Genomic DNA, 21,476 nt, shown 5'->3' on the forward strand with positions numbered 1-21,476 from the left:
CCCAGCGCCCCGTCGGCCCCGGCCGCGTCGGCCCCGGCCCCCGCCGCGTCGGCCGACCCAGTCACGCCCACCCAGCGAACGCCCACCCCCCCGCTGACCCCGGCCCAGCCCCCGAGCCCCGCTCAACCCCTCAAGCCGGCCCAGCCCCTGAAATCAGCCCAGCCCCTGAGCCCGGCTCAACCCATGAAGCAAGCCCAGCCCTCGACACCGGCTCAGCCTTCGATACCAGCTCTGCCCCTGACGCCGGCTCAGCCCCTGATATCGGCTCAGCCGATGACGCCGGCTCAGCCCCTCGTCCCGGCGCAGTCCGCCGCGCCGGACGAACCGTCCACGGCACCGGAGACGACCGAAACAGACCCCACCACCCCCACCGAGCTCCCGAACGCGCCCGCCCCCGACGACGCCCCATCCGACGACAACACCCCCACCGGCCCCCACGTCCTCGCCGCCGACCGCCCCAGCACCCCCGAAGAACGCCAACTCGTCCGCGTCTCCCTCGGCTGGCGTTACGACACCGAAGCGCGCGAGATCGTCGTCCTCCTCGCCGAGCGCCCGGGCATCCGCACGGCTGCCGCCGGACAAGCCGACGCCATGGTCACCGAGCTCGTGGCCCTCCGCGCCTTCCTGGCCGCCGACCCCGGCGCCCTGGTCACCGCCCAGCGGACCGGCCGCATCGGCACCGACGGGCCGCTGCTGGCCTGCGTCACCGGGGGGTTGCGCCGGGTGCCGTCGTACCGCGGGGTCGCGTTCGCCACCGTGCCGGGCGGCGCCCACGCCGGGCGCGGGCACTACCGGCCCGGACGGCTGCTCTGGGAGCCGGCCCCGGTGGTCGCCTCGGCCCGCCGGACGGCGGTGCGCCCGGACGACGTCGACTTCGTCCTCTGGTCGTCCACCGGACGCCGGTGCGAGGACTTCGTGCCGGACCGGGAGACGCTGCCGATCATCTTCTCGCCCAGCACCCGCTTCGGGGTGCTGGCCACCGAGGAGACCGCGGCCGGCGGGTTCCGCGTCTACCTGACCGAGGTACGGACCCGCGACCTGCACCGGTGGACCGGAGAGACGGCCGAGGCCGACGACCGGATCCTCACCCGCCTGCGCGACGCGGCGCGGAACGCGCCCGCGGCCGGCCCGTCGGCGGCCGTCCCGCTGATCGGCTTCAAGCCGGACGACCAGCCCTTCACCCCACCGGCCGACTGACGCCCGAGGAGAGCATCCGTGCCGACTGGAACAGACCGCGGCCGCGCTCACGCGCTGCTGCTGGGACTCGCCGGACGCGTGCCCGACGACGGGCTCGCGATGATGCGGACGTTCCTCGCCGACGAGGACGACTACGAGCTCGCGCACTTCCTCACGATGGCGGTGGAGTCCGGCCGGCTCGCGCTCACCGGGTCGGAGCAGGCGCTGGTCACCGAGCTGGTGGCCGACCACGGGTTCCTGGTCGCCCCGCTCGGCCCGGAGCTCCGGGCCGACGAGATCCCGGTCCCCACCGCCCGGTTCAGCGCCGGCGACGACGGCGACGGCACGGCCGAGCAGGTCGCGATCGAGGCCGCCGGCCGGCTCGACGGCGTCCGCGCCCTCTGGCGATCGTGGCGGACGACCAGTGGGCCGGTCGTGGAAACGTTCGACCGGTTCAGCGAGGCCCCCGCCGACGACCGCGACCCCACCCGGCCGGTCCGCGTCTTCCTGGTCGAGGCCACCGCCGACGCCGACCTCCCCGAGCTCACCGCCGAGCTGCAGCAGTGGCTGGCCGAGATCGGCGAAGACCCGCCCCGGGTCGAGGTGTTCGGCCCCGGCCCGGACCTGCCGCCGTACCAGGAGGCCGCGCTGGCCGGCTCGACACTTCTCTGGACCGACGAGCCTCCGGCCGAGACCCGGCTGGCCCGGGCCTTCGACGGCGCCGACGCCGCCACCGGCCCGTTCTTCCACCCCGATCACCCCCAGGTCGACGCCGCCGAGCGGGACGCGCTGCTCGCGTACCTCACCGGCGCCGAGGCCGTCCTGCTGACCCCGGGCACGATGGTCGACGTGGTGGCGCCGGACCGCGGTGCGGTGGTGCCGATGTCGTTCCGCTCCGACGGCGTCTGGATCTGGCCCGACACGGTCGCGTACTACCTGCGCGAACACGGCCTCGCGCCGGAGCCCGACCTGGCCGAGCACATCAAGGGCGCCGACGAGGCGCCCAAGCCGCTGACCCGGCTGAGCCACCACCGGGTGATGGCCACCCTCGCCGGCCCGCCTCCCGAGCCCCCCGCCTGGCGCGCGGACTGAATCCGGCAATCGACGCACTGAGAGGACTCCCTGAATGTCGAGCGTTTCGCTGTCCGGATCGCCGCCCGGAGCCGGCCAGCGTTCGATCCTGAACGTCGCGCCCGGAACCCCGAACTGCTACTCGACGATCGGCGACGCGCTGGCCAACGCGCGGGGCGGCGACGTCATCTCGGTGCAGCCCGGCACGTACGCCGAGCGGCTCGGCCTGGTCCGCGAGGTCACGATCTCGGCCGCCGGGCCGTCGGGCAGCGTCCGGATCGAGTGCGACGGCGACCCGGTCGTCCGCTCGACCGCCGAGCGCGCCACGCTCAGCGGGCTGGTCCTCGTGCACAGCAACGCCGAGCAGGTCGCGATCGACGTCTCGTCCGGGCGGCTGCGGCTCGACGACTGCACGGTCAGCGCCGATTCGGGAGCGGCGCTGCTGGTCCGCGGGCACGCCGAGGTGGCCGCGCGCGGCACGACGTTCGCCAACCCGGCCGGGGCCGGCGTCCTCGCGGTGGACGGCGCGGGCGGGCTGTTCGAGAGCTGCACGCTCGGCCCGGCCAGCACCTCGGCGGTCGTGATCCGCAACGGCGCGGTGCCCCAGTTCGTCGACTGCACGATCGTCGACGCCGGGCGCAGCGGCGTGCTCTCGGCCGACGGCGGCAAGGGCCTGATCCGGGGCGGGACCGTGCGGTCGTGCGGCTCGCCGGCGATCGCGCTGGAGCAGGGCGCCGAGACCGAGCTCGACGGGGTCCGGGTCGCCGACTGCACCGGGATCGGCATCATGGTCGCGGCGTCCGGCCCGGAGATCACGAACTGCGTCGTCGAGGACGTCGGCGGTCAGGGTCTGGTGCTGCTGCAGAAGGCCGCTCCGCGGGTCACCAAGCTGCGTCTGAAGAGGGTGGCCGGTCACGGCCTGCACGCGCTCCAGCAGTCGACCGGCTCACTCACCGGGTGCACGTTCGAGGAGATCGGCGCGGCCGGGCTGTGGATCGCCGAGAACAGCGAGACGACCGTCGAACACACGACGGTCCGCGGCACCGGCGGGCCGGGCGTGCACGTCGCGGACGCGGCCGCGCCGACGCTGAGCGACGTCACGCTGGCCGAGGCGGCCGGGCCCGGGGCCGAGATCCGGACGTCCGCGAACCCGCTGCTGCGCCGGGTCACGATCCGCCAGTCCGGTGCCGACGGGCTGTCGGTCGACGGCGACGGCCAGGGCCTGATCGAGGACTGCGAGATCTCCGACGCCGCCGGCGCCGGCCTGCGCGTCGGCTCCGGCCGCCCGGAGGTGCGCAACACCCGGGTCCTGCGCAGCCAGGACGTCGGCGTCCAGATCGGAACCGGCGGGGTGGCGAACCTGCGCGGGTGCGTGGTGTCCGACAGCGCCGGGGCCGGCATCCGGGTGACCGGCGACGGGACGCTGACCCTCTCGTCCTCCCGGGTCGAGGCGAACGGCGGTCCGGGCCTCGAGATCTCCGACCCGGCCGGCGGCACGGTCACCGAGTCGGAGTTCCTCCGCAACGCCGGCGACGGCCTGCTGATCACGACGTCCAAGCCGGTCGGACTGACCCGGATCCGGACGCTGGAGAACCGGGGCACCGGCCTCAAGACCGGCCCGGAGGCCGGCGCGGTCACCACCGCCGAGGTCAGCAGCGACCGAAACACCCCAGCGCCGGCGAAACCGGCCGAGCCCCCGAAGACAACCCCTGAGCCCGCCGTTCCCACCGACGCCGGCGACGAGCTCAAGGCCGCCCTCGCCGACCTCAACGAGCTGGTCGGCCTGGGCGGGGTCAAGCGCGAGGTCGAGACCCTCGTGCGCCTGCACCAGATGGCCGAGAAACGCGCCGCCGCCGGCCTGCCCAGCCCCCCGCTCGGCCACCACCTGGTCTTCGCCGGCTCACCCGGTACCGGCAAGACGACCGTCGCCCGCCTCTACGGCCGGATCCTGGCCGCGCTCGGCGTGCTGCGCACCGGGCAGCTGATCGAGGTGGCCCGGGCCGATCTGGTCGCCAGCGTCATCGGCGGCACCGCGCTGAAGACCACCGACATGTTCAACAAGGCACTCGGCGGGGTGTTCTTCCTCGACGAGGCCTACACGCTGAGCACCGGCTCCGGCGGCTCCGGCCCGGACTTCGGCCAGGAGGCGATCGACACGATCGTCAAGCTGATGGAGGACCACCGCGAGGACGTCGTGGTGATCGTCGCCGGCTACACGTTCGACATGCGCAAGTTCCTCAAGGCCAACGCGGGCCTGGCCAGCCGGTTCACCCGGACGATCGAGTTCGAGGACTACTCGGCCGGTGACCTGGTGACGATCGTCGAGCGGCTGTGCCGGGCGCACGACTACCGGATGGAGTTCGAGACCCGGGCCGCGCTCATGACGCACTTCGAGGAGATGCCCCGGGGTGAGACGTTCGGCAACGGCCGCACCGCCCGCAAGGTGTTCGAGGAGATGGTCGGACGTCAGGCCTACCGGCTGGCCGACGACGACACCGCCGACGCCCGGGCGCTGACCCAGCTGCTGCCGGTCGACCTCATCCCGCCGAGCAAGGCCGTCGGCCCGGTCGACGCCGAGCAGGTCGAGGCGATGCTCGCCGAACTACAGCGGATGGTCGGCCTGGACGACGTGAAGTCCGAAGTGGCCGACATGGTCGACCTGCTGGCCTCGGCCCGGCGGCGGCAGGAGATGGGGTTGCCGGTGCCGTCGCTGAGCCGGCATCTGATCTTCGCCGGTCCGCCCGGCACCGGCAAGACGACCGTGGCCCGCTACTACGGCCGGATCCTCACCGCGCTGCGGGTGGTCGAGACCGGACAGCTCATCGAGGTGGCCCGGGCCGACCTGGTCGGCCAGTACATCGGTCACACTGCGCAACGAACCCGGGAGGCGTTCGACCGGGCCCGCGGTGGGATCCTGTTCATCGACGAGGCCTACACGCTCTCCTCGCAGCGCGGTGGCCGGGCCGGCGGCAGCAACGACTTCGGCACCGAGGCGATCGACACGCTCGTGAAGCTGATGGAGGACCACCGCGACGAGGTGGTCGTCATCGCGGCCGGCTACGCCACCCAGATGAAGGATTTCCTGGACGCGAACCCGGGCCTCTCGTCGCGTTTCTCGCACCACATCACGTTCGGCAACTACTCGTCCGACGAGCTGGTGACGATCGTGGCGCAGCACGCGGCCGCGTCCGGATACGAGTGCAGCGCAGGGGCGTTGGCCGCGCTCCGGACGCACTTCGAGTCGATCGAGCGCGACGAAAGTTTCGGTAACGGTCGGTATGCACGGCAGATCCTCGATGCCGCGATCGTCCGTCAAGCGAAGCGTCTGAGCAGAAATCCGCGTCCCACACGCGACGAATTGTGCTTTTTGTTGCCTGAAGATGTCATGGCGCCCGCTGGTAGCTAAGGCGATATCTGGGTGAGCGTTGAATGACTTGCATTGACGGCCGGTTTCCGGAAATCCACTCTCGACTCTTGTCGGACATGATCCCGACGGGCGATTAGGACCAAAAGTCCGTGCTCGCCGCTTCTGCGACGAGGGAGTGCGAATGGCGTCGATGTCATCCGGAGAGCTGCCGGCGACCGAGGGCGAGGATCTGGCCAGGTACCTGTTCACCGAGCACGGGCGCGCGCTGATGGGCTACGCGACCCTGCTGACCGGTGACCCGGCGATAGCCGAGGACGTGGTCCAGGAGACGATCCTGCAGGCCTGGCGGAACCCCGCGGTCATCTCGAACGGCAAGGGCTCACTTCGAGGCTGGTTACTCACCGTAGCGAGAAACCTCATCATCGATCAAGCCCGGGCCAAGGCGTCCCGGCCGGCCGAGGCCGCGGAGATCATCCACCGGCCGCCGGTCGCGCGCGACCACGCCGACTGGGTCGTGGACTCGCTGGCGGTGAACGAGGCGCTGGGACGGCTCGCGCCCGAACACCGCGACGTGCTCGTCCACGTCTACTTCGACGGGGCGACGCTCAAGCAGACGGCCGAGCGGCTGGGCGTACCGCTCGGCACCATCAAGTCGCGGCTCTACTACGGACAGCGGGCGCTGCGGGCCGCGTTCGAGGACCGTGAGGACGACAGAGACCTCGCCTGGACGCAGGCCGGCTGAGACCGGGCTCGCGGCTCCCGCTCAGGGCGCGCGGGAGCCGCGGGCGTCCTCCTGCTCGACCAGCGCGTCGAGGTCGGTGAGCCGGCGCAGGCCCTGCAGGGGCTGGCGCAGGCGGTGGTTGCCCCGGAGCGCGTCCTCGTGCCGGGCCAGGAAGTGCCAGTACCCGGCCGTGTACGGGCACGCGTTCTCGCCGACCCGCACCTTCGGGTCGTACCGGCAGCCGCCGCAGTAGTCGCTCATCCGGTTGATGTACGCGCCGCCGGCCGCGTACGGCTTCGTGCTCATCCGGCCGCCGTCGGCGAACTGGCTCATGCCGACGACGTTCGCGGTCATCACCCACTCGTACCCGTCGACGAAGCAGCGGTGGAGCCAGTCGGCGACCGCGCCCGGACGCCAGCCGCGCTGCATCGCGTAGTTGCCGAGCACCATCAGCCGGGGGATGTGGTGCACCCAGCCGCGGTCGCGCACCCCGGCGAGCACGTCGGAGAGGCACCGCGCCTCGACCGCCTCGGCGTTCAGCGAAGCGAACCACTTCGGCAGCTCCTTGCGGGCCCTCAGCTCGTTGGCGGCCCGGTAGGTCGGCTCGAAGTACCAGTACAGGTGCCAGATGAAGTCGCGCCAGCCGAGGATCTGCCGGACGAACCCCTCGACGCTGTTCAGCGGCGCCTCGCCGGCCCGGTACGCGCTCTCGGCCCGCTCGATCACCTCGACCGGATCCAGCAGCCCCAGGTTGATCGGCGCACTGAGCATGCTGTGGGCCAGGAACGGATCGCCGGCCAGCATGGCGTCCTCGTAGGGGCCGAACGTCGGCAGGCGGTGCTGGACGAAGTGGCGCAGGCGCGCGAGCGCCTCGCGTCGGGTGGCCGGGAACAGGCGGGGGCCGTCGCGGCCGACGAACTCGATGCCCTCGTCGCGCTCCCAGCGGTCGAGGTCGGCGCGGACCTCCTGGTCGATCTCGTCCTCGACGATCGGCGGTGGCGCGGGCACGTCCAGCCGGGCCGGCGGCGGCTCACGGTTGTCGGCGTCGTAGTTCCACCGGCTCCCGGCCGGCTCGCCGCCGTCCATCAGCACTCCGTGGTGCTGCCGCGCGAACCGGTAGAAGTCTTCCATCCGTAGGTGCTTGCGGCCGTCGGCCCAGCTCACGAAGTCCTGCGGCGCGGTCACGAACCCGCGCGGCGGCAGCATCTCGACGTCCGGAAGGTTCTGCACGAACGCGCGCGCCGCGCGCGAGGTCGGATGGCAGACGCTCAGCGGTTCGGTGACCGCCTCGCGGTAGGTCTCGGTCCGCACCAGGCGGACGTCGTCGCCGTCGGCGGCCCGGTGACGCAGAGCCGACAGCACCAGGTGGGCCTTCTGACGGTGGAAGGCCCGGCGGCGGAACACGGCCTTCGACTCGACCAGGAGAACCGGCTGGCCGGGGGAGTCGAGGAAGTGCGGGCCGAGCTGGTCGGCGAACAGCCAGCGACGTTTCATCACTGATCGCTTACCCAGGCCCCTTGACTCTGCACCGTAGAGTTCTCTGTATGAGCGGGATTCAGGAAGAGCTGGCGGGACTTCGAGCGCAGGTGCGGTCGGATCGGCGCACGGTCGTGGCGCCGTTGGTCGTGTTCGGCGTGTTGGTGCTGGCGAACTCGGCGGTGATGCTGCTGGGCGGAGCGGCGGCCCGGCACGTGTCGGCGCTGCTGTACTGGCCGGTGGCCGGGGCGATCGGCCTCGGGGTGCTGTGGGCCTACGCGCGCCGGGTCGCTTCCCGGGACGGCGTCGGGGAGGGGCCGCGGTCGTACCGGCCGGTGACGCTCGGGTACCTGGTGAGCTTGCCGGTGCTGGCGCTGCTGTTCCTGCCCGCGTTCTTCGTCGGGGTGTTCGGGCCGCTGGCGTGGCCGGGCGCGATCCTCGCCGCGATCGGCTTCCGTCAGCGGAGCACGACGCTCAAGCGCGTCGCGAAGTGGCTCGCGTTCGGCGGTGCGGTCCAGCTCCTGCTGGTCATGATCTCCACCGCGGCCGGCGAGGCGGTCGCCGTCGCCGCGCTCGGCCTGGGGCCGCTGGCCGGCCTGACCATGCTCGCGGCCGCGTTCGTCCTGGTCCGGCGCGCGCCCCGGCCCGCCGATGCCTGATGCGGACGCGGCCGAGCCGCATCCGGCGCTGGGTCTGGACGACGTCGTGCACCAGAAGACCCGGCTGGCGTTGCTGACCGTGCTGGACGAGGCCGGGCGGGCCGACTTCCCGTACCTGCGCCGGACGCTCGGCCTGACCGACGGGAACCTCGGCCGCCACCTCGACATCCTGGCCGAGCAGGGGCTGATCGAGCTCGAGAAGGGCTACGAAGGCCGTCGTCCCCGCACCTGGGCGTCGATCACCCCGGCCGGCGAGCAGGCGCTGGCCGCCGAGATGCGCCTGCTCGCGTCGCTCCTGGCCCGCTTCACCAGCAAGAACTCACTCGACGAGTGACTGGGTGCCGAGGACGATCGCCAGCGCCAGGCGGTCGGCGTCCGCGGAGCCGGGTTCGGCGGTGTAGACCATGATCCGCAGGTCGTCGAGCGCGACGACCAGCGTGTCGCAGTCGAGCGTGATCGGGCCGACCGCCGGGTGGTCGATCGTCTTGTGCCGGGACGGCTCCCGGGACGGCACCGGGGCGTCGGTGTCCCAGAGCCCGGCGAACCGGGGGCTCGCGGCCCGGAGCTCGGCGACCAGCCGCTTGAGCGCCCGGTCGGCCGGGTACCGGGCCGCGGTCCGGCGTAGGTCGGCGACCAGCCCGGCCTGGAACTCGGCGTACTCGTCGGGCGTGTGCACGGTCCGGTTCCCGCCGCCGGCCAGGTGCCGCCAGACCGCGTTGCGCTCGATCCCGCGCAGGCTCGACGTCTCGCCCATCAGCGCGTCGTACGGCGCGTTGGCGACCAGGACCGTCCAGGTCGCGTCGTAGACGACGACCGGCGTGTTCGCCAGCCGGTCGAGCAGCCGCTGGACGCTCGGCGGGATCCGCGACGGGACGACGTCCGGGCCGGGAGCGGCGTGGCCGGCCAGCTCGTACAGCAGATCGCGCTCCGGGTCGGAGAGCCGCAGAGCCCGGGCCAGCGCCTCGACGACCTGCGCCGACGGGGACGTCGCGCGGCCCTGTTCGAGGCGGGTCAGGTAGTCGGCCGAGATGCCGGCGAGCCCGGCGAGCTCCTCCCGCCGCAACCCGGACGCCCGGCGTCGCCCACCGGCCGACAGCCCGACGGTCGACGGCGCGACGCGATCGCGCCAGGTGCGCACCATCCGGCCGAACTCCCAGTTCTCCACCGGTTCAGTGTGTGCCGCCGGGCTCCGGTTGTCCTGGCCCCGGTAGTCCTACGTACCGCCTGCGCAGCTCGTCCACCGGGAAGGCCGGGTTCGCGGCCGCCGTGTACACCACGTCCACGTCGTCGTCCTCGGTCATCGCCACGAGCCGCTCGGACGGTAGGTCCTCGCGCCGGGCGGCGGCGCGCCGGACGTCCGCGTGGTCGTCGTGGCTGAGACGGACGAGCAGGCTGGGGCCGGCGTCCGGATCGAAGGCGGCGAGCAGGCGCAGCGACGGGTGCGGATCCGCGGCGTAGACCGCGAGGCCCTCGGTGGGAAAGCCGGGCTTGAGCGGGAGCGTCGCGCGGCCGGGACCGGAGTACTCGAGGTAGCTGCGGAGGAGCACCCGCGGCGGCGCGGCCGGTTGGCGCAGCGCGAGCAGCACGCGGACGCCGAGGTCGGGGTCGTCGGCCAGCCGATCGAGTAGCGCGGGGGAGAGGTCGGGCGCGCAGGCCGCTCGCCGCCGGAGCAGCGGGTTGACCGAGGCGGCGAGCTCCTCCGGGGGCCGGGTCGGGTCGGGCTTCTGCCTGGTCAGATCGACGGTGCCGAGGTCGATGCTGATCGATGCCCGCTGCTGCTCGGTGAGCCCGGGATGCACCGACACCGCGGTGCGGACCGACGCGTCCGGGTCGTCGGCCAGGGCGGTGATCTGCGCGGACGTCAGGTCGGCGCGGCGAGCCACGGCCCGGCGGATCTCGGGCCGGGGGTGTCGGCGTAATTGCTCGACGAGCGGCGCTGGGAGGCTCGGGCTGTAGGCCATCGCGGCGAGGTCGCGGGCGGTGCCGTGGGCCAGGACCCACTCGATCGTGCGGGCCGAGACCGGGCCGAGCAGCGGATAGGTGACGCGCTGCCCGCCGGACCAGAGGTCCTCGGGCTCGGCCGGCGGCCGGTTGCCGGCCGACGCCTCGGGAGCGTCGTCGATCTCCGGCGGGAGGTCTCGGCGGTGCCGCAGCTCCCGCCGGACGTCGAACGCGGCGCCGTACTCGTCGATCAACCGGACCAAGACGTCGGCCGGAGTCGACGGATTCCGCGCGAAGCCCAGCACGATCGGAGGGGTCACGCTTACGCCCCGCGGGCCTCGGCGACCTGGCGGCCGGCGTCCGACGTCGGGTAGCGGTCGAGCATCGCGCGGATCTCGGACGCTTCGGCGTTCGCGCCGAACAGCTCCGAGCCCGGCTGCAGACGGACCCCCTCGGCCAGCGGCCCCGCCACGACCGGGTCGAAGCCGAGCGCGTCGACCAGCGCGGCGACCTCCTCGACGCCGGCGTCGCCGGCGATCGCGATCGCCTTGCGGCCGGGCGCGCCGGCGGGCCGGGCCTCGCCCTCGAGATCGTGGTAACCCATGTGATTGAACGCCTTCACGACCCGCGACCCGGGCAGGAACTCCTGGACGATTTCGCTGGACGACGTCCGCGGGTCGGTGAGGTCGTCGCGGACCCCGTCGACCTCCCACCAGTAGTTCATCGCGTCGACGACGAGCTTCCCGCGCAGCTCCTCGACCGGCAGCGACCGGTACTTCCCGAGCGGCAGGGCCAGCACGACGACGTCGGCCCGCCGGGCCGCGTCGGCCGCCGACACCGCGGTCGACCCGGGGGCCAGCACGTCGACGATCAGCGCGATCTTCGACGGATCGTCCGAGCCGGAGATCAGCACGTCGTACCCGGCCGCCACCGCGAGCCGAGCCAGGACCGTGCCGACCTTGCCGGCCCCCAGGATTCCCAGCGTTGTCATGAAGCGACCATCTCACGCACCATCGGGATCACCTTCGCGCCGTACAGCTCGACCGCCCGCAGCCGGGCGCTGACCGGCTGCGCTCCACCGGTGTAGATCATGTCGAAACGGCCGACGCCCAGCGTCTTCACCGCGGCGGCGATCCGGCGGGCGACGGTCTCCGGCGAGCCGATGTACATCGAACCGCCCTCGACCTCGGCGTCGAACTCGGCCCGGCGCAGCGGCGGCCAGCCGCGCAGCGCACCGATCCGGTCACGCTGGATCTTCCATGACGGGTAGAACAGCTCCTTGGCCTCCTCGTCGGTGTCGGCGACGAAGCCGGGAGAGTGCATCCCCACCGGGTGCGCGACGGTGCCGAGCTGCTCGGCGGCCCGCCGGTACAGGTCGACGTAGGGCGCGAACCGTCCGGCCGGCCCACCGATGATCGCGAGCATCAGCGGCAGCCCGTAGCGGGCCGTGCGCACCACCGACTGCGGCGATCCGCCGACGCCGACCCAGGTGTCGAGGCGGCCGGACTCGGTCTTCGGGTACACGTCGGCGTCGACCAGCGGCGCCCGGACCGTGCCCTCCCAGGTCACCGGCTGCTCGTCGAGCAGCGACGCGAACAGCTCGACCTTCTCCTCGAACAGCTTGTCGTAGTCGCTCAGGTCGTAGCCGAACAGCGGGAACGACTCGGTGAACGACCCGCGGCCGAGGATCACCTGGGCCCGGCCGTTCGACAGCGCGTCCACGGTCGCGAACCGCTGGAAGACCCGGACCGGGTCGTCGGAGCTGAGCACGGTGACGCCGGAGGCGAGCTTGATCCGCTCGGTCTTGGTCGCGATGCCGGCGAGCACGGTCTCCGGGGTGGAGATCGAGTACTCCGGGCGGTGGTGCTCGCCCAGCGCGATCACGTCGACGCCGAGTTCGTCGGCGAGCACGGCCTCGTCCACGACCTGCCGGATCGCGGCGGCGGAACTCAAGAGGGCGCCGGTGTCGTCGGACGGCACGTCGCCGAATGTGTCGAGGCCCATCACGAGGTCGGTCACTGCACTGCCCTCCAGGTCGTTTCTGTTGACACGTCAATCACCTGGAGGGGGCGGCTATTCCCCGCGCTGCACGCGCGGCTCGACGACATATCGGGGTTCTGAAGGCCCTCAGAACCCCGATATGTCGTCAATCCGCGAGGCGCCCCGCGATCGCGGCGCCCAGGCTCCGGGTGGTTCCTGTGCCGCCCAGGTCAGGGGTGAGCGCGTCGCGCTCTTCGCTGAGCGCCGACTCGATCGCGCCCAGCACGGCCGCGGCGGCGGCCTCCTCGCCCAGGTGTTCGAGCATCATCGCGCCGCACCAGATCTGACCGATCGGGTTGGCGATGCCCTGCCCGGCGATGTCCGGCGCGGAGCCGTGCACCGGCTCGAACAGGCTCGGAAACCGCCGTTCCGGGTTGATGTTCGCGCTCGGTGCGATGCCGAGCGTCCCGGTGCAGGCCGGGCCGAGGTCGGACAGGATGTCGCCGAACAGGTTGCTGGCCACGACGACGTCGAACCGTTCCGGGTGCAGCACGAAGTTCGCCGCCAGCGCGTCGATGTGGTATTTGTCGGTTTCTACGCTCGGGTAGTCGGCGGCCATCGCCGCGACCCGCTCGTCCCAGTACGGCATCGTGATCGAGATCCCGTTGCTCTTGGTGGCCGAGGTCAGATGGCGGGCGTCCCGCCGGGACGCGTACTCGAACGCGAACCTCAGCACCCGGTCGACGCCGTGCCGCGTCATGACGGTCTCCTGCAGCACGGTCTCCCGGTCGGTCCCCTCGAAGATGCGTCCTCCGATGCTGGAGTACTCACCTTCGGTGTTCTCCCGGACGACGACGAAGTCGATCTCGCCCGGCGAACGGTCCGCCAACGGACTCCGGACGCCCGGCAGCAACCGGCACGGCCGCAGGTTGACGTACTGGTCGAACACGCGCCGGAACTGCAGCAGGCTGCCCCACAGCGACACGTGGTCGGGCACCACCGAGGGCCAGCCGACCGCACCGAAGAAGATCGCGTCGAACGGCTCCAGCGTCGGCTGCCAGTCGGACGGCAGCATCGTCCCGTGCTTCTCCCAGTAGGCCGCGCTGGCGAAGTCGAACTCGACCAGGTCCAGCGAGAACCCGAACGCGTCGGCCGCGGCGAGCAGACAGCGGACGCCCTCCGGCACGACCTCGGTGCCGATCCCGTCGCCCGGGATCACCGCGATGCGATACATGCCCGTACCTTCCGTGGCCCGCCCGGCTTCCCGCAAGGCGGTTGACGGCAACCCTGCCTTTCCCGTAGCGAAAGGCCCATGATCGACGATCTGGCGTTCTTCCGGGTGGTCGCCCGCAGCGAGACGCTCACCGCCGCCTCGCGCGCCCTCGGCCGCTCGCTGCCGGTGGTGAGCAAACGGCTCGCCGCGCTGGAGAAGCGGCTCGGCGCGAAACTCGTCCAGCGCGGCACCCGGCGGCTGACGCTCACGGCCGAGGGCGAGGTCTACGCCGAGCGGGTCGAGCGGATCCTCGACCAGGTGCGCGAGCTCGACGAACTCGTCGGCGGCGAACTGCCCGGCGCGCTGGTCGTCCACGCGACGCTGGGGCTCGGCCGGGCCCACATCGCGCCGCTGCTGGCCGAGTTCGCGGCGACCCGGCCGGGCCTGCGCGTCCGGCTGGACACGTCGGCTCTGCCGCTCCGGCGGGACTTCGACGTGGCGATCCGCGTCGGCACCCCGCCGGACTCGACGCTGCGGCTGCGCCGGCTGGCCGAGAACCAGCGGGTGCCCTGCGCAGCACCGTCCTATCTGGCCGCCCGCGGGACGCCCGAGACCGTCGAGGACCTGGCCGGGCACGACTGCATCGTGCTGCGCGAGAACGAGAGCGACTTCGCGCTGTGGCGATTCGGGGACGCGTCCACCCAGAAGCGGGTCCGGGTCGGCGGGACGCTGGCCAGCAACGACGGCGACGTCGTGACCGCCTGGGCGCGGGAGGGCCGCGGGATCATTCTGCGGTCGCGGTGGCACGTCCAGCCGTTCCTCGACCGCGGCGAGCTCGTCCGGGTCCTCCCGCACGTGCCGACGCCGGCCGCGGACATCTACGCGCTGACCGAGAGCGACCGCCTGGTCTCCCGTCGGGCCGGCGACTTCGTCGACTTCCTGGCCGCGTCGCTACCGCCCCGGCTCGCCGTCTGAACGAGCAACGGGACGCCGATCGCGAGCAGCGCGAGCACCAGACCACAGGCCAGGACCGCGACCGGGGACACGTGGAAGCGGGCGCCCAGCGTCGCGCCGACGCCGATCAGCAGCGCGGCCCGGGCCGCCGACGCGGCCGACACCCAGCCCAGGAACCGGCGGTACGAGACGCCGGCCAGGCCGACCGTGAGGAACGCCGGACCGGCCAGCACGTCGACGGCCTTCGCGACGAAGACCAGCCGGGCCATCGACCGGGTCGCCGCGGACGTCCACTGCTCGCGCAACGCGTCGGTCAGCCCCAGACGGCGCAGCAACCCCGCGACCCGCCGGTTCTGCCCCGACCGCCCCAGGAAGTACAGGACGCTGTCGACGGTGACCTCGGCGGCGACGACGATCAGCCAGACCGGCAGGAACGCCACTTTGCCCGCACCCACGAGGGCACCGGCGGTGAGCGCGGCCGCCGGACCCTGCACGGCCGCGAGCGGGCCGAGCAACAGGTACGGGTGCTCGAAAACGTCCATGGATCCAGCCTGCGTCGCCGAGACCCGATTCGTCGTCAGACCGTGGGGGGTCTCTGATGAACACTCTCCCGTAGGGGGTACCCCGAGGGTCAGAAACCGATCCCGACCCCGGCGATCCGGCTCCAGGCGCGTTCCTGGGCGGCCGTCATCGGCGTTTCCCCGGGCCGCGGCGGGTATGGCGGAGGGCGGAACTCCGGGTCGTAGAAGCACCCGGAGGCACACGACGCGGCGATCGAGCGCGGGGTCGGCTTCCGGCCGGTGCGGACCCAGGCGTCCAGCGCGGCGATCGAGGTCGCGTACTCCGCCGGGCTCAGGTCGCTGTGCACGGTCTCGGTCGTGAACGTCCGCACCAGGTTCGGAGCCCGGTACGCGGCCTCGTTCTCGACGAGCACCTGCGGGTCGCCGATCGCGTGCAGCGTCAGCACCGGCACCGCGACCCGGCCGGTGAGGTCGCTGTCGTACGAGAGGTCGCGGCGCGCGGTCGGGTCGGCGTCGAACCGGGCCACGCCCGCGTTCAGCGCGCGGTCGTCGTGCGAGCCGGTGTACACGACCCCGCGATTGCTGAACGGGTTCCGCCCGCCCAGCCGCTTCCACACGATGTCCTGGAACAGGAACGTCGCGTACTGCAGGTGCACCTCGAGCGTCCGCTCCGGCAGCCGGGTGACCGCGAGGATGTCGTCGAGGTTCCGCTGCTGGACGGCCGTCCGGGCCCCGGCCGAACCGACGCAGTCGGTCAGCCGGTCGTGCAGCTCGGCCGGGGTCAGCGTCGAGTCCTCGGGCAGCCCCTGCCACTCCGGCCCCGGCAGGTTGCGGCAGTAATACTGGTACACGACCCGCAGGTCGACCCGGTGGTCGTAGCCGCGCGACCCGCCGGCCAGCAGGCCGCTGGTCAGCAACACCCCGTCCCAGGAGCCCGGGTAGACCTCGGCCGCCTTCGCGGCCACGTCCCCGCCGTACGACTGTCCGTGCAGGTACGTCCGGGCCGGCCTCCCGAAGCGTTCGACGAAGAGCCTGCGCACGTTCTCGGTGTCGGCCGCGGCCATCCGGACGCCGTACCCGCCCCGCCGATACGACGACGCCGCCCAGGCGTACCCGGCGTCGACCATCCCGGCCCAGGGCTCGGGAGTGGACACGTCGAAGTCCGGCCCGCCGTGCGCGAACACCACGAGCGAGCCGTTCCAGTGCGTCGGCACGGCCATCGCGTAGTAGGCGCCGTTCTCGTCCTGACCGGTGTAACACGTGGCCCGGCCGGCCAGCTCGCTCGGGCAGGTCAGGACGGCCGAGCGCGCCGCGCCGCCGAGCGTCAGCAGGAGGACGGCGGCGAGCAGCGCCCTAGTGATCGCCATCGGAGAGCAGCGCGGTCAGGCCGCCGCGCGCGTCCTCGACGACGGCGGTCTCGGCCGCGGGCTCGTCACCCGCGCGCAGAGCGCGCACCAGCGCGCGGTGGGTCGCGTAGCGTTCCTCGCCGAACCGTGGGTCGCCGGACACGCGCTCCAACCGCCGGGCCCGGGTCTCCGACGGCGAGAACACTCGGGTCTGGTCGAGCAGCCGTACCAGCACCGGGTTGTTCGCGCAGGCGCTGACCGCGTCGTTGAACCGCTGCATCACGTCGAGCAGCTGGTTGACGTTGCGGGTCACCGGCTCGCGCTTCTTCAGCCGCTGCTCGATGACCAGCCGCAGGTCGTCGGCCTCGTCGAGGATCGCGTCGAGGTTGTCGACCTGCTCCGGGGTCGCGTGCCGGGCGGCGAAGCGGGCGACCATCCCACGCAGCGCGACCTCCACTTCGGCCAGATCCTGCAGCGCGGAGTCGCCGATGCTCGACACCTTCACCGTGCGGGGGCCGCTGCGCTCGAGCAGACCGTCCTGCTCGAGCCGGCGGATCGCCTCGCGCACCGGCGTCGGGCTCACCGCGAGCCGCTCGGCCAGCCCGCGCTCGGTCACCTTCTGGCCCGGCCGCAGCTCGCCGGTGACGATCGCCGCCCGGACCGACCGGTAGGCCCGGTCGGCGAGCGTGTCGCTGGTGAGCTCGGCAAGGGATTCGGTCGCCACCGCCGCAGCTTAACCGCCCGCCATGCAACCCTTGACGAATTTGCTATAGCAAAACTACGGTGGCCCAACCCGATGGCGGGAGGAGAACAATGGCGTCTCGCGTCCTGATCACCACCGACTACCTGAAGCCCGGGGACGAGGTCGACCAGTACCTGCGTCGCCTCGGCCACGAGACCGTGCACGCGTCCGCCCCGCGCGATCTAGTCGCCGCCCTGAAAGGCATCGACGGCGCGCTGATCGGCCACGACCCGATGACCGAGGACGTGCTCACCCGGGCCCCCTCGCTCCGGGCGATCGTGCGCACCGGCGTCGGTTACGACTCGGTCGACGTCGCGGCTGCGGCCAAGCTCGGCATCTCGGTCAGCAACCTGCCCGGCATCAACGCGAACGCGGTGGCCGAGTACACGATCGGACTGCTGCTCGTCGCCGCGCGGGGCCTCGTGCACAGCGCGGCCGGGGTCGCGGCCGGCCGCTGGCCGCGCGAGGACGGGAACGAACTGCGCGGCGCGACGCTCGGCCTGATCGGGTACGGCGCGGTGGCTCAGGCGGTGGTGCCGCTGGCCCGCGCGTTCGGCCTCCGGCTCCTCTGCACGACCAGCCGCCCCGACGTCCCCGAGGCCGTCCCCCTGGACGAACTCCTGGCCGCCTCCGACTACGTGTCGGTCCACACCGCGCTCACCGACCGGACCCGGGGTCTGCTGAACGCGGCCGCGTTCCGCCGGATGAAGCCCACCGCGGTGCTGATCAACACCGCCCGCGGCCCGATCGTCGACGAGCACGCGCTGATCGAGGCGGTCCGGTCGGGCGAGATCGCCGGGGCCGCGCTCGACGTCGTCGACGTGGAACCGCTGCCGGTCACCAGCCCGCTGCGGACCGTCGAGGAGATCGTCGTCTACTCCCACCTCGCCGGCCAGTCCGCGCAGGCCCGCCGGGCGGCCGGCATCGAGGGCGCCGCCGAGCTGGTGGCCGCCCTCAACGGCGCACCCCGCTTCGCGATCAGAAAGAAGCACTGATGGACGAAATTCGAATCCTCACGCCCACCGGCATGCTCGGCGCCGGCTGGGACGAGGCCACGATCGAGCGCGGGCTGGCGCTCGGCGTCGACGTGATCACCGTCGACGCCGGGTCCACCGACTCCGGGCCCTACTACCTCGGGTCGGCGACCGCCAAAACCACCGCCAAGGCCGTGGCCCGTGACCTGCGCAGCCTGCTGCGGGCGGCGGCCCGGTCCGGTGCGCCGCTGATCGTCGGGTCGTGCGGCACCAGCGGAACCGACCGGGGCGTCGACTGGGTCGCCGGCCTCGTCGCCGAGATCCAGGCCGAGGAGGGGCTCGACCTCCCGGTCGCGCGCATCTACAGCGAGCAGAACGCCGCCGACCTGAAGGAACACCTCGACGCCGGTCGCATCCACCCGCTGCCGCCGCTCGGCGAGCTGAAGGCCGAGACGCTGGAGAGCTGCGCGCACATCGTCGGGATGATGGGCCACGAGCCGATCGTCGAGGCGCTCGCGGCCGGGGCCCGGGTCGTGCTGGCCGGCCGCGCCACCGACACCGCGCTCGCGGCCGCGTACCCGCTGATGAAGGGCGCACCGGCCGGTCCGAGCTGGCACGCGGCGAAGATCGTCGAGTGCGGCGGGCAGTGCACGACGAACCCGCGCGGCGGAGGCGTCCACACCACGATCGACGCGACCGGGTTCACGATCGAGCCGCTCGCGGCCGACAGCGCCTGCACGCCGTACACGGTCGCCGCGCACATGCTCTACGAGACCGTGAACCCGTTCGAGATGCGCGAGCCGGACGGCACGCTCGACGTCCGCGAGGCCACGTACACCGCGCTGGACGACCGGCGGGTCCGGGTCGAGGGCTCGCGGTTCCACCGGGCCGAGCAGCACACGATCAAGCTCGAGGGCTCCCGGGTCACCGGCTACGAGACGCTGTCGTTCAGCGCGATCCGCGACCCGCTGGTGCTGGCCGACGTCGACGCCTGGGCCGCCCTGTTACGCCACCACGTGACCGCGCGGGTGACCCAGACCCTGGGCCTGGCCGACGACGAGTACGCGTTCGACGTCCGGCTCTACGGGCACAACGCGGTGCTGGACGCGATCGAGCCGGAGACCGGGGCGCCGCGTGAGGTCGGCGTGATGCTGCTGGTCAACGCCCCCGACCAGGCCACCGCGACCGCGGTCGCGAAGGTCGCCAACACGCTTCTGCTGCACCTGCCCGCGGCCGCGATGGACCACCTGCCGAGCTTCGCGTTCGCGAGCTCGCCGGCCGAGGTCGAGCGGGGCGCGGCCTACGAGTTCGTGCTCAACCACGTCGTCGACAGCGTGACCCCCACTGCCCTGTTCCGCATCGAGTACGGAGCCGTCCGATGACGACGATCAGCGACCTCGCGCTCGAGGTCCGTTCGAAGAACGCCGGCCCCTTCTGGGTGACGATGGAACTGTTCATGCGTGATGCCGACGGGTACCGAGCCGTGTCGTTCGTCGACGAGCGGATCGTCGCCGAGCTGTACCGGGTCGACCCGGGCACGATCCAGATCTTCCGGATCCCGTCGCTGAACATCGTCAAGATCTCGTTCCCGCGGCCGGTGTCCCAGGGCTCGCTCCGGGACCGGGACATGCACGCCGGTCAGCATCACGTCCCCTTGGCCCTGCTGGCGGTGCGCGGTGACTGACGTCGACCTGATCGTGGTGGGGGCCGGGCTGGCCGGCCTGGTGGCCGCGGCCGAGGCGGCGGACGCCGGCCGGTCGGTGGTGCTGCTCGACCAGGAGGGCGAGCAGTCGCTCGGCGGCCAGGCGTTCTGGAGCCTGGGCGGGTTGTTCCTGGTGGACAGCCCGGAGCAGCGGCGGATGGGGATCCGGGACTCCCGGGAGCTGGCCTGGCAGGACTGGCTGGGGTCGGCCCAGTTCGATCGCCCGGAGGACCGCTGGCCGCGGGCCTGGGCCGAGGCGTACGTCGACTTCGCCGCGGGGGAGAAGCGGGCCTGGCTGCGGGGGATGGGCCACCGGGTCTTCCCGCTGGTCGGCTGGGCCGAGCGGGGGGACGGGCGGGCCGAGGGGCACGGGAACTCGGTGCCGCGGTTCCACATCACCTGGGGGACCGGGCCGGGCGTGGTGGCGCCGTTCGCCCGCCGGGTGCGGGCGTCGTCGCGGATCCGGCTCGCGTTCCGGCACCGGGTCGACGGGCTCGTGGTCGAGGACGGGACCGTGGTGGGCGTGCACGGGGTGGTACTGGCGCCGGACCCGGCCGAACGGGGGCGGCCCACCTCACGGGTCACGGTCGAAGACTTCGAACTGAGGGCGCAGGCGGTGATCGTCACCAGCGGTGGCATCGGCGGGGACCACGACCTGGTCCGTCGCAACTGGCCGGCCCGGCTCGGGACACCGCCCCGGACGATGGTCTCCGGCGTGCCCGCGCACGTCGACGGACGGATGCTCGGCGTCACCGAGGCGGCCGGTGCGCGGGTGATCAACCCGGACCGGATGTGGCACTACGTCGAGGGCGTGCGGAACTGGGACCCGATCTGGGAGAACCACGGCATCCGGATCCTGCCCGGGCCGTCGTCACTCTGGCTCGACGCGACCGGCCGCCGTCTGCCCGCGCCGTACTTCCCCGGGTTCGACACGCTGGGGACGCTGCGCCACCTGCGGCAGACCGGCTACGACTACTCGTGGTTCGTGCTGACCCAGAAGATCATCGAGAAGGAGTTCGCGCTCTCCGGGTCGGAGCAGAACCCCGACCTGACCGGCAAGGACATCAAGCTCGTGCTCTCCCGGGTGCGGGGCGGGGCGCCGACGCCGGTGGAGGCGTTCAAGGCGCACGGGCCGGACTTCGTCGTCGCTGGCTCGCTGGCCGAGCTCGTCGCGGGCATGAACAAGATCGGCGAGGTCGAGCTCTCCGAGGACGCGCTGCGTGAGCTGATCGAGGCCCGCGACCGGGAGATCGACAACCCGTTCAGCAAGGACGCGCAGATCACCGCGATCCGGGGTGCGCGCAACTACCGGGGCGACAAGCTCAGCCGCACGGTGGCGCCCCACAAGCTGCTGGACCCGGCGGCCGGTCCGCTGATCGCCGTCCGGCTGAACATCATCTCGCGCAAGACGCTCGGCGGACTGGAGTCCGATCTCGACGGCCGCTGCCTGCGGGCGGACGGGACGCCGTTCCCGGGCCTGTACGCGGCCGGCGAGGTCAACGGCTTCGGCGGCGGCGGAATGATGGGCTACAACGCGCTCGAGGGCACGTTCCTCGGCGGATGTCTGTTCTCCGGCCGGGTGGCCGGACGCGCGGCTGCGCGCGCCGTCAGCTGACTGATTCAGCGGCGCGCC

At 72.6% G+C, this 21,476-nt stretch carries 20 protein-coding genes; 11 read left to right on the forward strand and 9 right to left on the reverse strand.

All coding sequences use genetic code 11. The annotated features are described in order from the left end of the window. Window positions 1-273 precede the first annotated feature (273 nt). From FL583_RS34750 to FL583_RS34765, 4 genes are all read left to right on the forward strand, one after another. Window positions 274-1,197, forward strand: a complete 924-nt coding sequence (locus tag FL583_RS34750; RefSeq protein ID WP_142709138.1) for a hypothetical protein — start codon at window positions 274-276, stop codon at window positions 1,195-1,197. Window positions 1,198-1,215: 18 nt separating this feature from the next. Continuing rightward, window positions 1,216-2,268: a hypothetical protein gene (locus FL583_RS34755; RefSeq protein ID WP_142709139.1), complete on the forward strand. Its 1,053-nt coding sequence runs from the start codon at window positions 1,216-1,218 to the stop codon at window positions 2,266-2,268. Between the two features lie 34 nt (window positions 2,269-2,302). Further along, entirely contained in the window at window positions 2,303-5,653 is a 3,351-nt protein-coding gene (locus FL583_RS34760) for a right-handed parallel beta-helix repeat-containing protein (protein ID WP_142709140.1), read from the forward strand. Between the two features lie 142 nt (window positions 5,654-5,795). Further along, window positions 5,796-6,356, forward strand: a complete 561-nt coding sequence (locus FL583_RS34765) for a sigma-70 family RNA polymerase sigma factor (RefSeq protein ID WP_142709141.1) — start codon at window positions 5,796-5,798, stop codon at window positions 6,354-6,356. Window positions 6,357-6,377: 21 nt separating this feature from the next. Here the strand turns inward: FL583_RS34765 and FL583_RS34770 are convergent, their stop codons facing one another. Further along, on the reverse strand, window positions 6,378-7,829 hold the full coding sequence (locus tag FL583_RS34770) for a cryptochrome/photolyase family protein (RefSeq protein ID WP_142709142.1): 1,452 nt from the start codon (window positions 7,827-7,829) through the stop codon (window positions 6,378-6,380). A 50-nt stretch (window positions 7,830-7,879) separates the two neighbouring features. Between FL583_RS34770 and FL583_RS34775 the strand changes: the two genes are divergently transcribed. Then, window positions 7,880-8,470 (forward strand): hypothetical protein, encoded by a 591-nt coding sequence (locus FL583_RS34775; protein WP_142709143.1) that lies wholly within the window; start codon window positions 7,880-7,882, stop codon window positions 8,468-8,470. Continuing rightward, window positions 8,463-8,804, forward strand: coding sequence for a transcriptional regulator (locus FL583_RS34780; protein ID WP_142709144.1), 342 nt, complete (start codon window positions 8,463-8,465; stop codon window positions 8,802-8,804). Before FL583_RS34775 ends, FL583_RS34780 begins: the two co-directional genes overlap by 8 nt. On the opposite strand, the gene FL583_RS34785 is transcribed toward FL583_RS34780, so the two are convergent. The 5 genes from FL583_RS34785 to FL583_RS34805 all read right to left on the reverse strand — a co-directional run bounded on the left by FL583_RS34785 (window position 8,790) and on the right by FL583_RS34805 (window position 13,625). Further along, window positions 8,790-9,635, reverse strand: coding sequence for a helix-turn-helix transcriptional regulator (locus FL583_RS34785; RefSeq protein ID WP_142709145.1), 846 nt, complete (start codon window positions 9,633-9,635; stop codon window positions 8,790-8,792). The genes FL583_RS34780 and FL583_RS34785 overlap by 15 nt on opposite strands. A gap of 4 nt (window positions 9,636-9,639) precedes the next feature. After that, window positions 9,640-10,731: a hypothetical protein gene (locus FL583_RS34790; protein ID WP_142709146.1), complete on the reverse strand. Its 1,092-nt coding sequence runs from the start codon at window positions 10,729-10,731 to the stop codon at window positions 9,640-9,642. Window positions 10,732-10,733: 2 nt separating this feature from the next. After that, window positions 10,734-11,402: an NADPH-dependent F420 reductase gene (locus tag FL583_RS34795; RefSeq protein ID WP_142709147.1), complete on the reverse strand. Its 669-nt coding sequence runs from the start codon at window positions 11,400-11,402 to the stop codon at window positions 10,734-10,736. Beyond that, the gene (locus FL583_RS34800) at window positions 11,399-12,430 is read right to left on the reverse strand and encodes an LLM class flavin-dependent oxidoreductase (RefSeq protein ID WP_142709148.1); all 1,032 of its coding nucleotides are present in this window, start codon (window positions 12,428-12,430) and stop codon (window positions 11,399-11,401) included. The genes FL583_RS34795 and FL583_RS34800 overlap by 4 nt, the downstream gene beginning before the upstream one ends. 127 nt (window positions 12,431-12,557) lie before the next feature. Next, a complete protein-coding gene (locus FL583_RS34805) occupies window positions 12,558-13,625 on the reverse strand; it encodes a tartrate dehydrogenase (RefSeq protein ID WP_142709149.1) in 1,068 nt (355 codons plus the stop codon). Window positions 13,626-13,703: 78 nt separating this feature from the next. On the opposite strand from FL583_RS34805, the gene FL583_RS34810 reads away from it, so the two are divergent. Continuing rightward, window positions 13,704-14,579, forward strand: a complete 876-nt coding sequence (locus tag FL583_RS34810; protein ID WP_142709150.1) for a LysR family transcriptional regulator — start codon at window positions 13,704-13,706, stop codon at window positions 14,577-14,579. Here the strand turns inward: FL583_RS34810 and FL583_RS34815 are convergent. From FL583_RS34815 to FL583_RS34825, 3 genes are all read right to left on the reverse strand, one after another. After that, the gene (locus tag FL583_RS34815; protein ID WP_142709151.1) at window positions 14,483-15,100 is read right to left on the reverse strand and encodes a DedA family protein; all 618 of its coding nucleotides are present in this window, start codon (window positions 15,098-15,100) and stop codon (window positions 14,483-14,485) included. The genes FL583_RS34810 and FL583_RS34815 overlap by 97 nt on opposite strands. A gap of 89 nt (window positions 15,101-15,189) precedes the next feature. Next, window positions 15,190-16,446, reverse strand: a complete 1,257-nt coding sequence (locus tag FL583_RS34820; protein ID WP_142709152.1) for an alpha/beta hydrolase family protein — start codon at window positions 16,444-16,446, stop codon at window positions 15,190-15,192. Further along, the gene (locus tag FL583_RS34825; protein ID WP_142709153.1) at window positions 16,433-17,149 is read right to left on the reverse strand and encodes a GntR family transcriptional regulator; all 717 of its coding nucleotides are present in this window, start codon (window positions 17,147-17,149) and stop codon (window positions 16,433-16,435) included. Before FL583_RS34825 ends, FL583_RS34820 begins: the two co-directional genes overlap by 14 nt. Before the next feature lie 89 nt (window positions 17,150-17,238). On the opposite strand from FL583_RS34825, the gene FL583_RS34830 reads away from it, so the two are divergent. The 4 genes from FL583_RS34830 to FL583_RS34845 are packed head-to-tail and all read left to right on the forward strand — an operon-like array spanning window position 17,239 to window position 21,458. Then, the gene (locus tag FL583_RS34830) at window positions 17,239-18,162 is read left to right on the forward strand and encodes a phosphoglycerate dehydrogenase (protein WP_142709154.1); all 924 of its coding nucleotides are present in this window, start codon (window positions 17,239-17,241) and stop codon (window positions 18,160-18,162) included. Further along, window positions 18,162-19,523, forward strand: a complete 1,362-nt coding sequence (locus tag FL583_RS34835; RefSeq protein ID WP_142709155.1) for an acyclic terpene utilization AtuA family protein — start codon at window positions 18,162-18,164, stop codon at window positions 19,521-19,523. The genes FL583_RS34830 and FL583_RS34835 overlap by 1 nt, the downstream gene beginning before the upstream one ends. Further along, a complete protein-coding gene (locus FL583_RS34840; protein ID WP_142709156.1) occupies window positions 19,520-19,825 on the forward strand; it encodes a DUF4387 domain-containing protein in 306 nt (101 codons plus the stop codon). Before FL583_RS34835 ends, FL583_RS34840 begins: the two co-directional genes overlap by 4 nt. Further along, on the forward strand, window positions 19,818-21,458 hold the full coding sequence (locus FL583_RS34845) for an FAD-binding dehydrogenase (protein WP_142709157.1): 1,641 nt from the start codon (window positions 19,818-19,820) through the stop codon (window positions 21,456-21,458). The genes FL583_RS34840 and FL583_RS34845 overlap by 8 nt, the downstream gene beginning before the upstream one ends. The last annotated feature ends 18 nt before the right edge of the window (window positions 21,459-21,476 follow it).

The sequence above is a fragment of the Cryptosporangium phraense genome (assembly GCF_006912135.1).
Classification (GTDB): Bacteria; Actinomycetota; Actinomycetes; order Mycobacteriales; family Cryptosporangiaceae; genus Cryptosporangium; species Cryptosporangium phraense.

Coding starts and splice junctions, on each gene's coding strand:
- FL583_RS34750 (WP_142709138.1), top strand. CDS start 274: ATGACGCCGGCTCAGCCCCTCGTCCCGGCGCAGTCCGCCGCGCCGGAC.
- FL583_RS34760 (WP_142709140.1), top strand. CDS start 2,303: ATGTCGAGCGTTTCGCTGTCCGGATCGCCGCCCGGAGCCGGCCAGCGT.
- FL583_RS34765 (WP_142709141.1), top strand. CDS start 5,796: ATGGCGTCGATGTCATCCGGAGAGCTGCCGGCGACCGAGGGCGAGGAT.
- FL583_RS34770 (WP_142709142.1), bottom strand. CDS start 7,829: ATGAAACGTCGCTGGCTGTTCGCCGACCAGCTCGGCCCGCACTTCCTC.
- FL583_RS34775 (WP_142709143.1), top strand. CDS start 7,880: ATGAGCGGGATTCAGGAAGAGCTGGCGGGACTTCGAGCGCAGGTGCGG.
- FL583_RS34780 (WP_142709144.1), top strand. CDS start 8,463: ATGCCTGATGCGGACGCGGCCGAGCCGCATCCGGCGCTGGGTCTGGAC.
- FL583_RS34795 (WP_142709147.1), bottom strand. CDS start 11,402: ATGACAACGCTGGGAATCCTGGGGGCCGGCAAGGTCGGCACGGTCCTG.
- FL583_RS34805 (WP_142709149.1), bottom strand. CDS start 13,625: ATGTATCGCATCGCGGTGATCCCGGGCGACGGGATCGGCACCGAGGTC.
- FL583_RS34810 (WP_142709150.1), top strand. CDS start 13,704: ATGATCGACGATCTGGCGTTCTTCCGGGTGGTCGCCCGCAGCGAGACG.
- FL583_RS34815 (WP_142709151.1), bottom strand. CDS start 15,100: ATGGACGTTTTCGAGCACCCGTACCTGTTGCTCGGCCCGCTCGCGGCC.
- FL583_RS34820 (WP_142709152.1), bottom strand. CDS start 16,446: ATGGCGATCACTAGGGCGCTGCTCGCCGCCGTCCTCCTGCTGACGCTC.
- FL583_RS34830 (WP_142709154.1), top strand. CDS start 17,239: ATGGCGTCTCGCGTCCTGATCACCACCGACTACCTGAAGCCCGGGGAC.
- FL583_RS34835 (WP_142709155.1), top strand. CDS start 18,162: ATGGACGAAATTCGAATCCTCACGCCCACCGGCATGCTCGGCGCCGGC.
- FL583_RS34840 (WP_142709156.1), top strand. CDS start 19,520: ATGACGACGATCAGCGACCTCGCGCTCGAGGTCCGTTCGAAGAACGCC.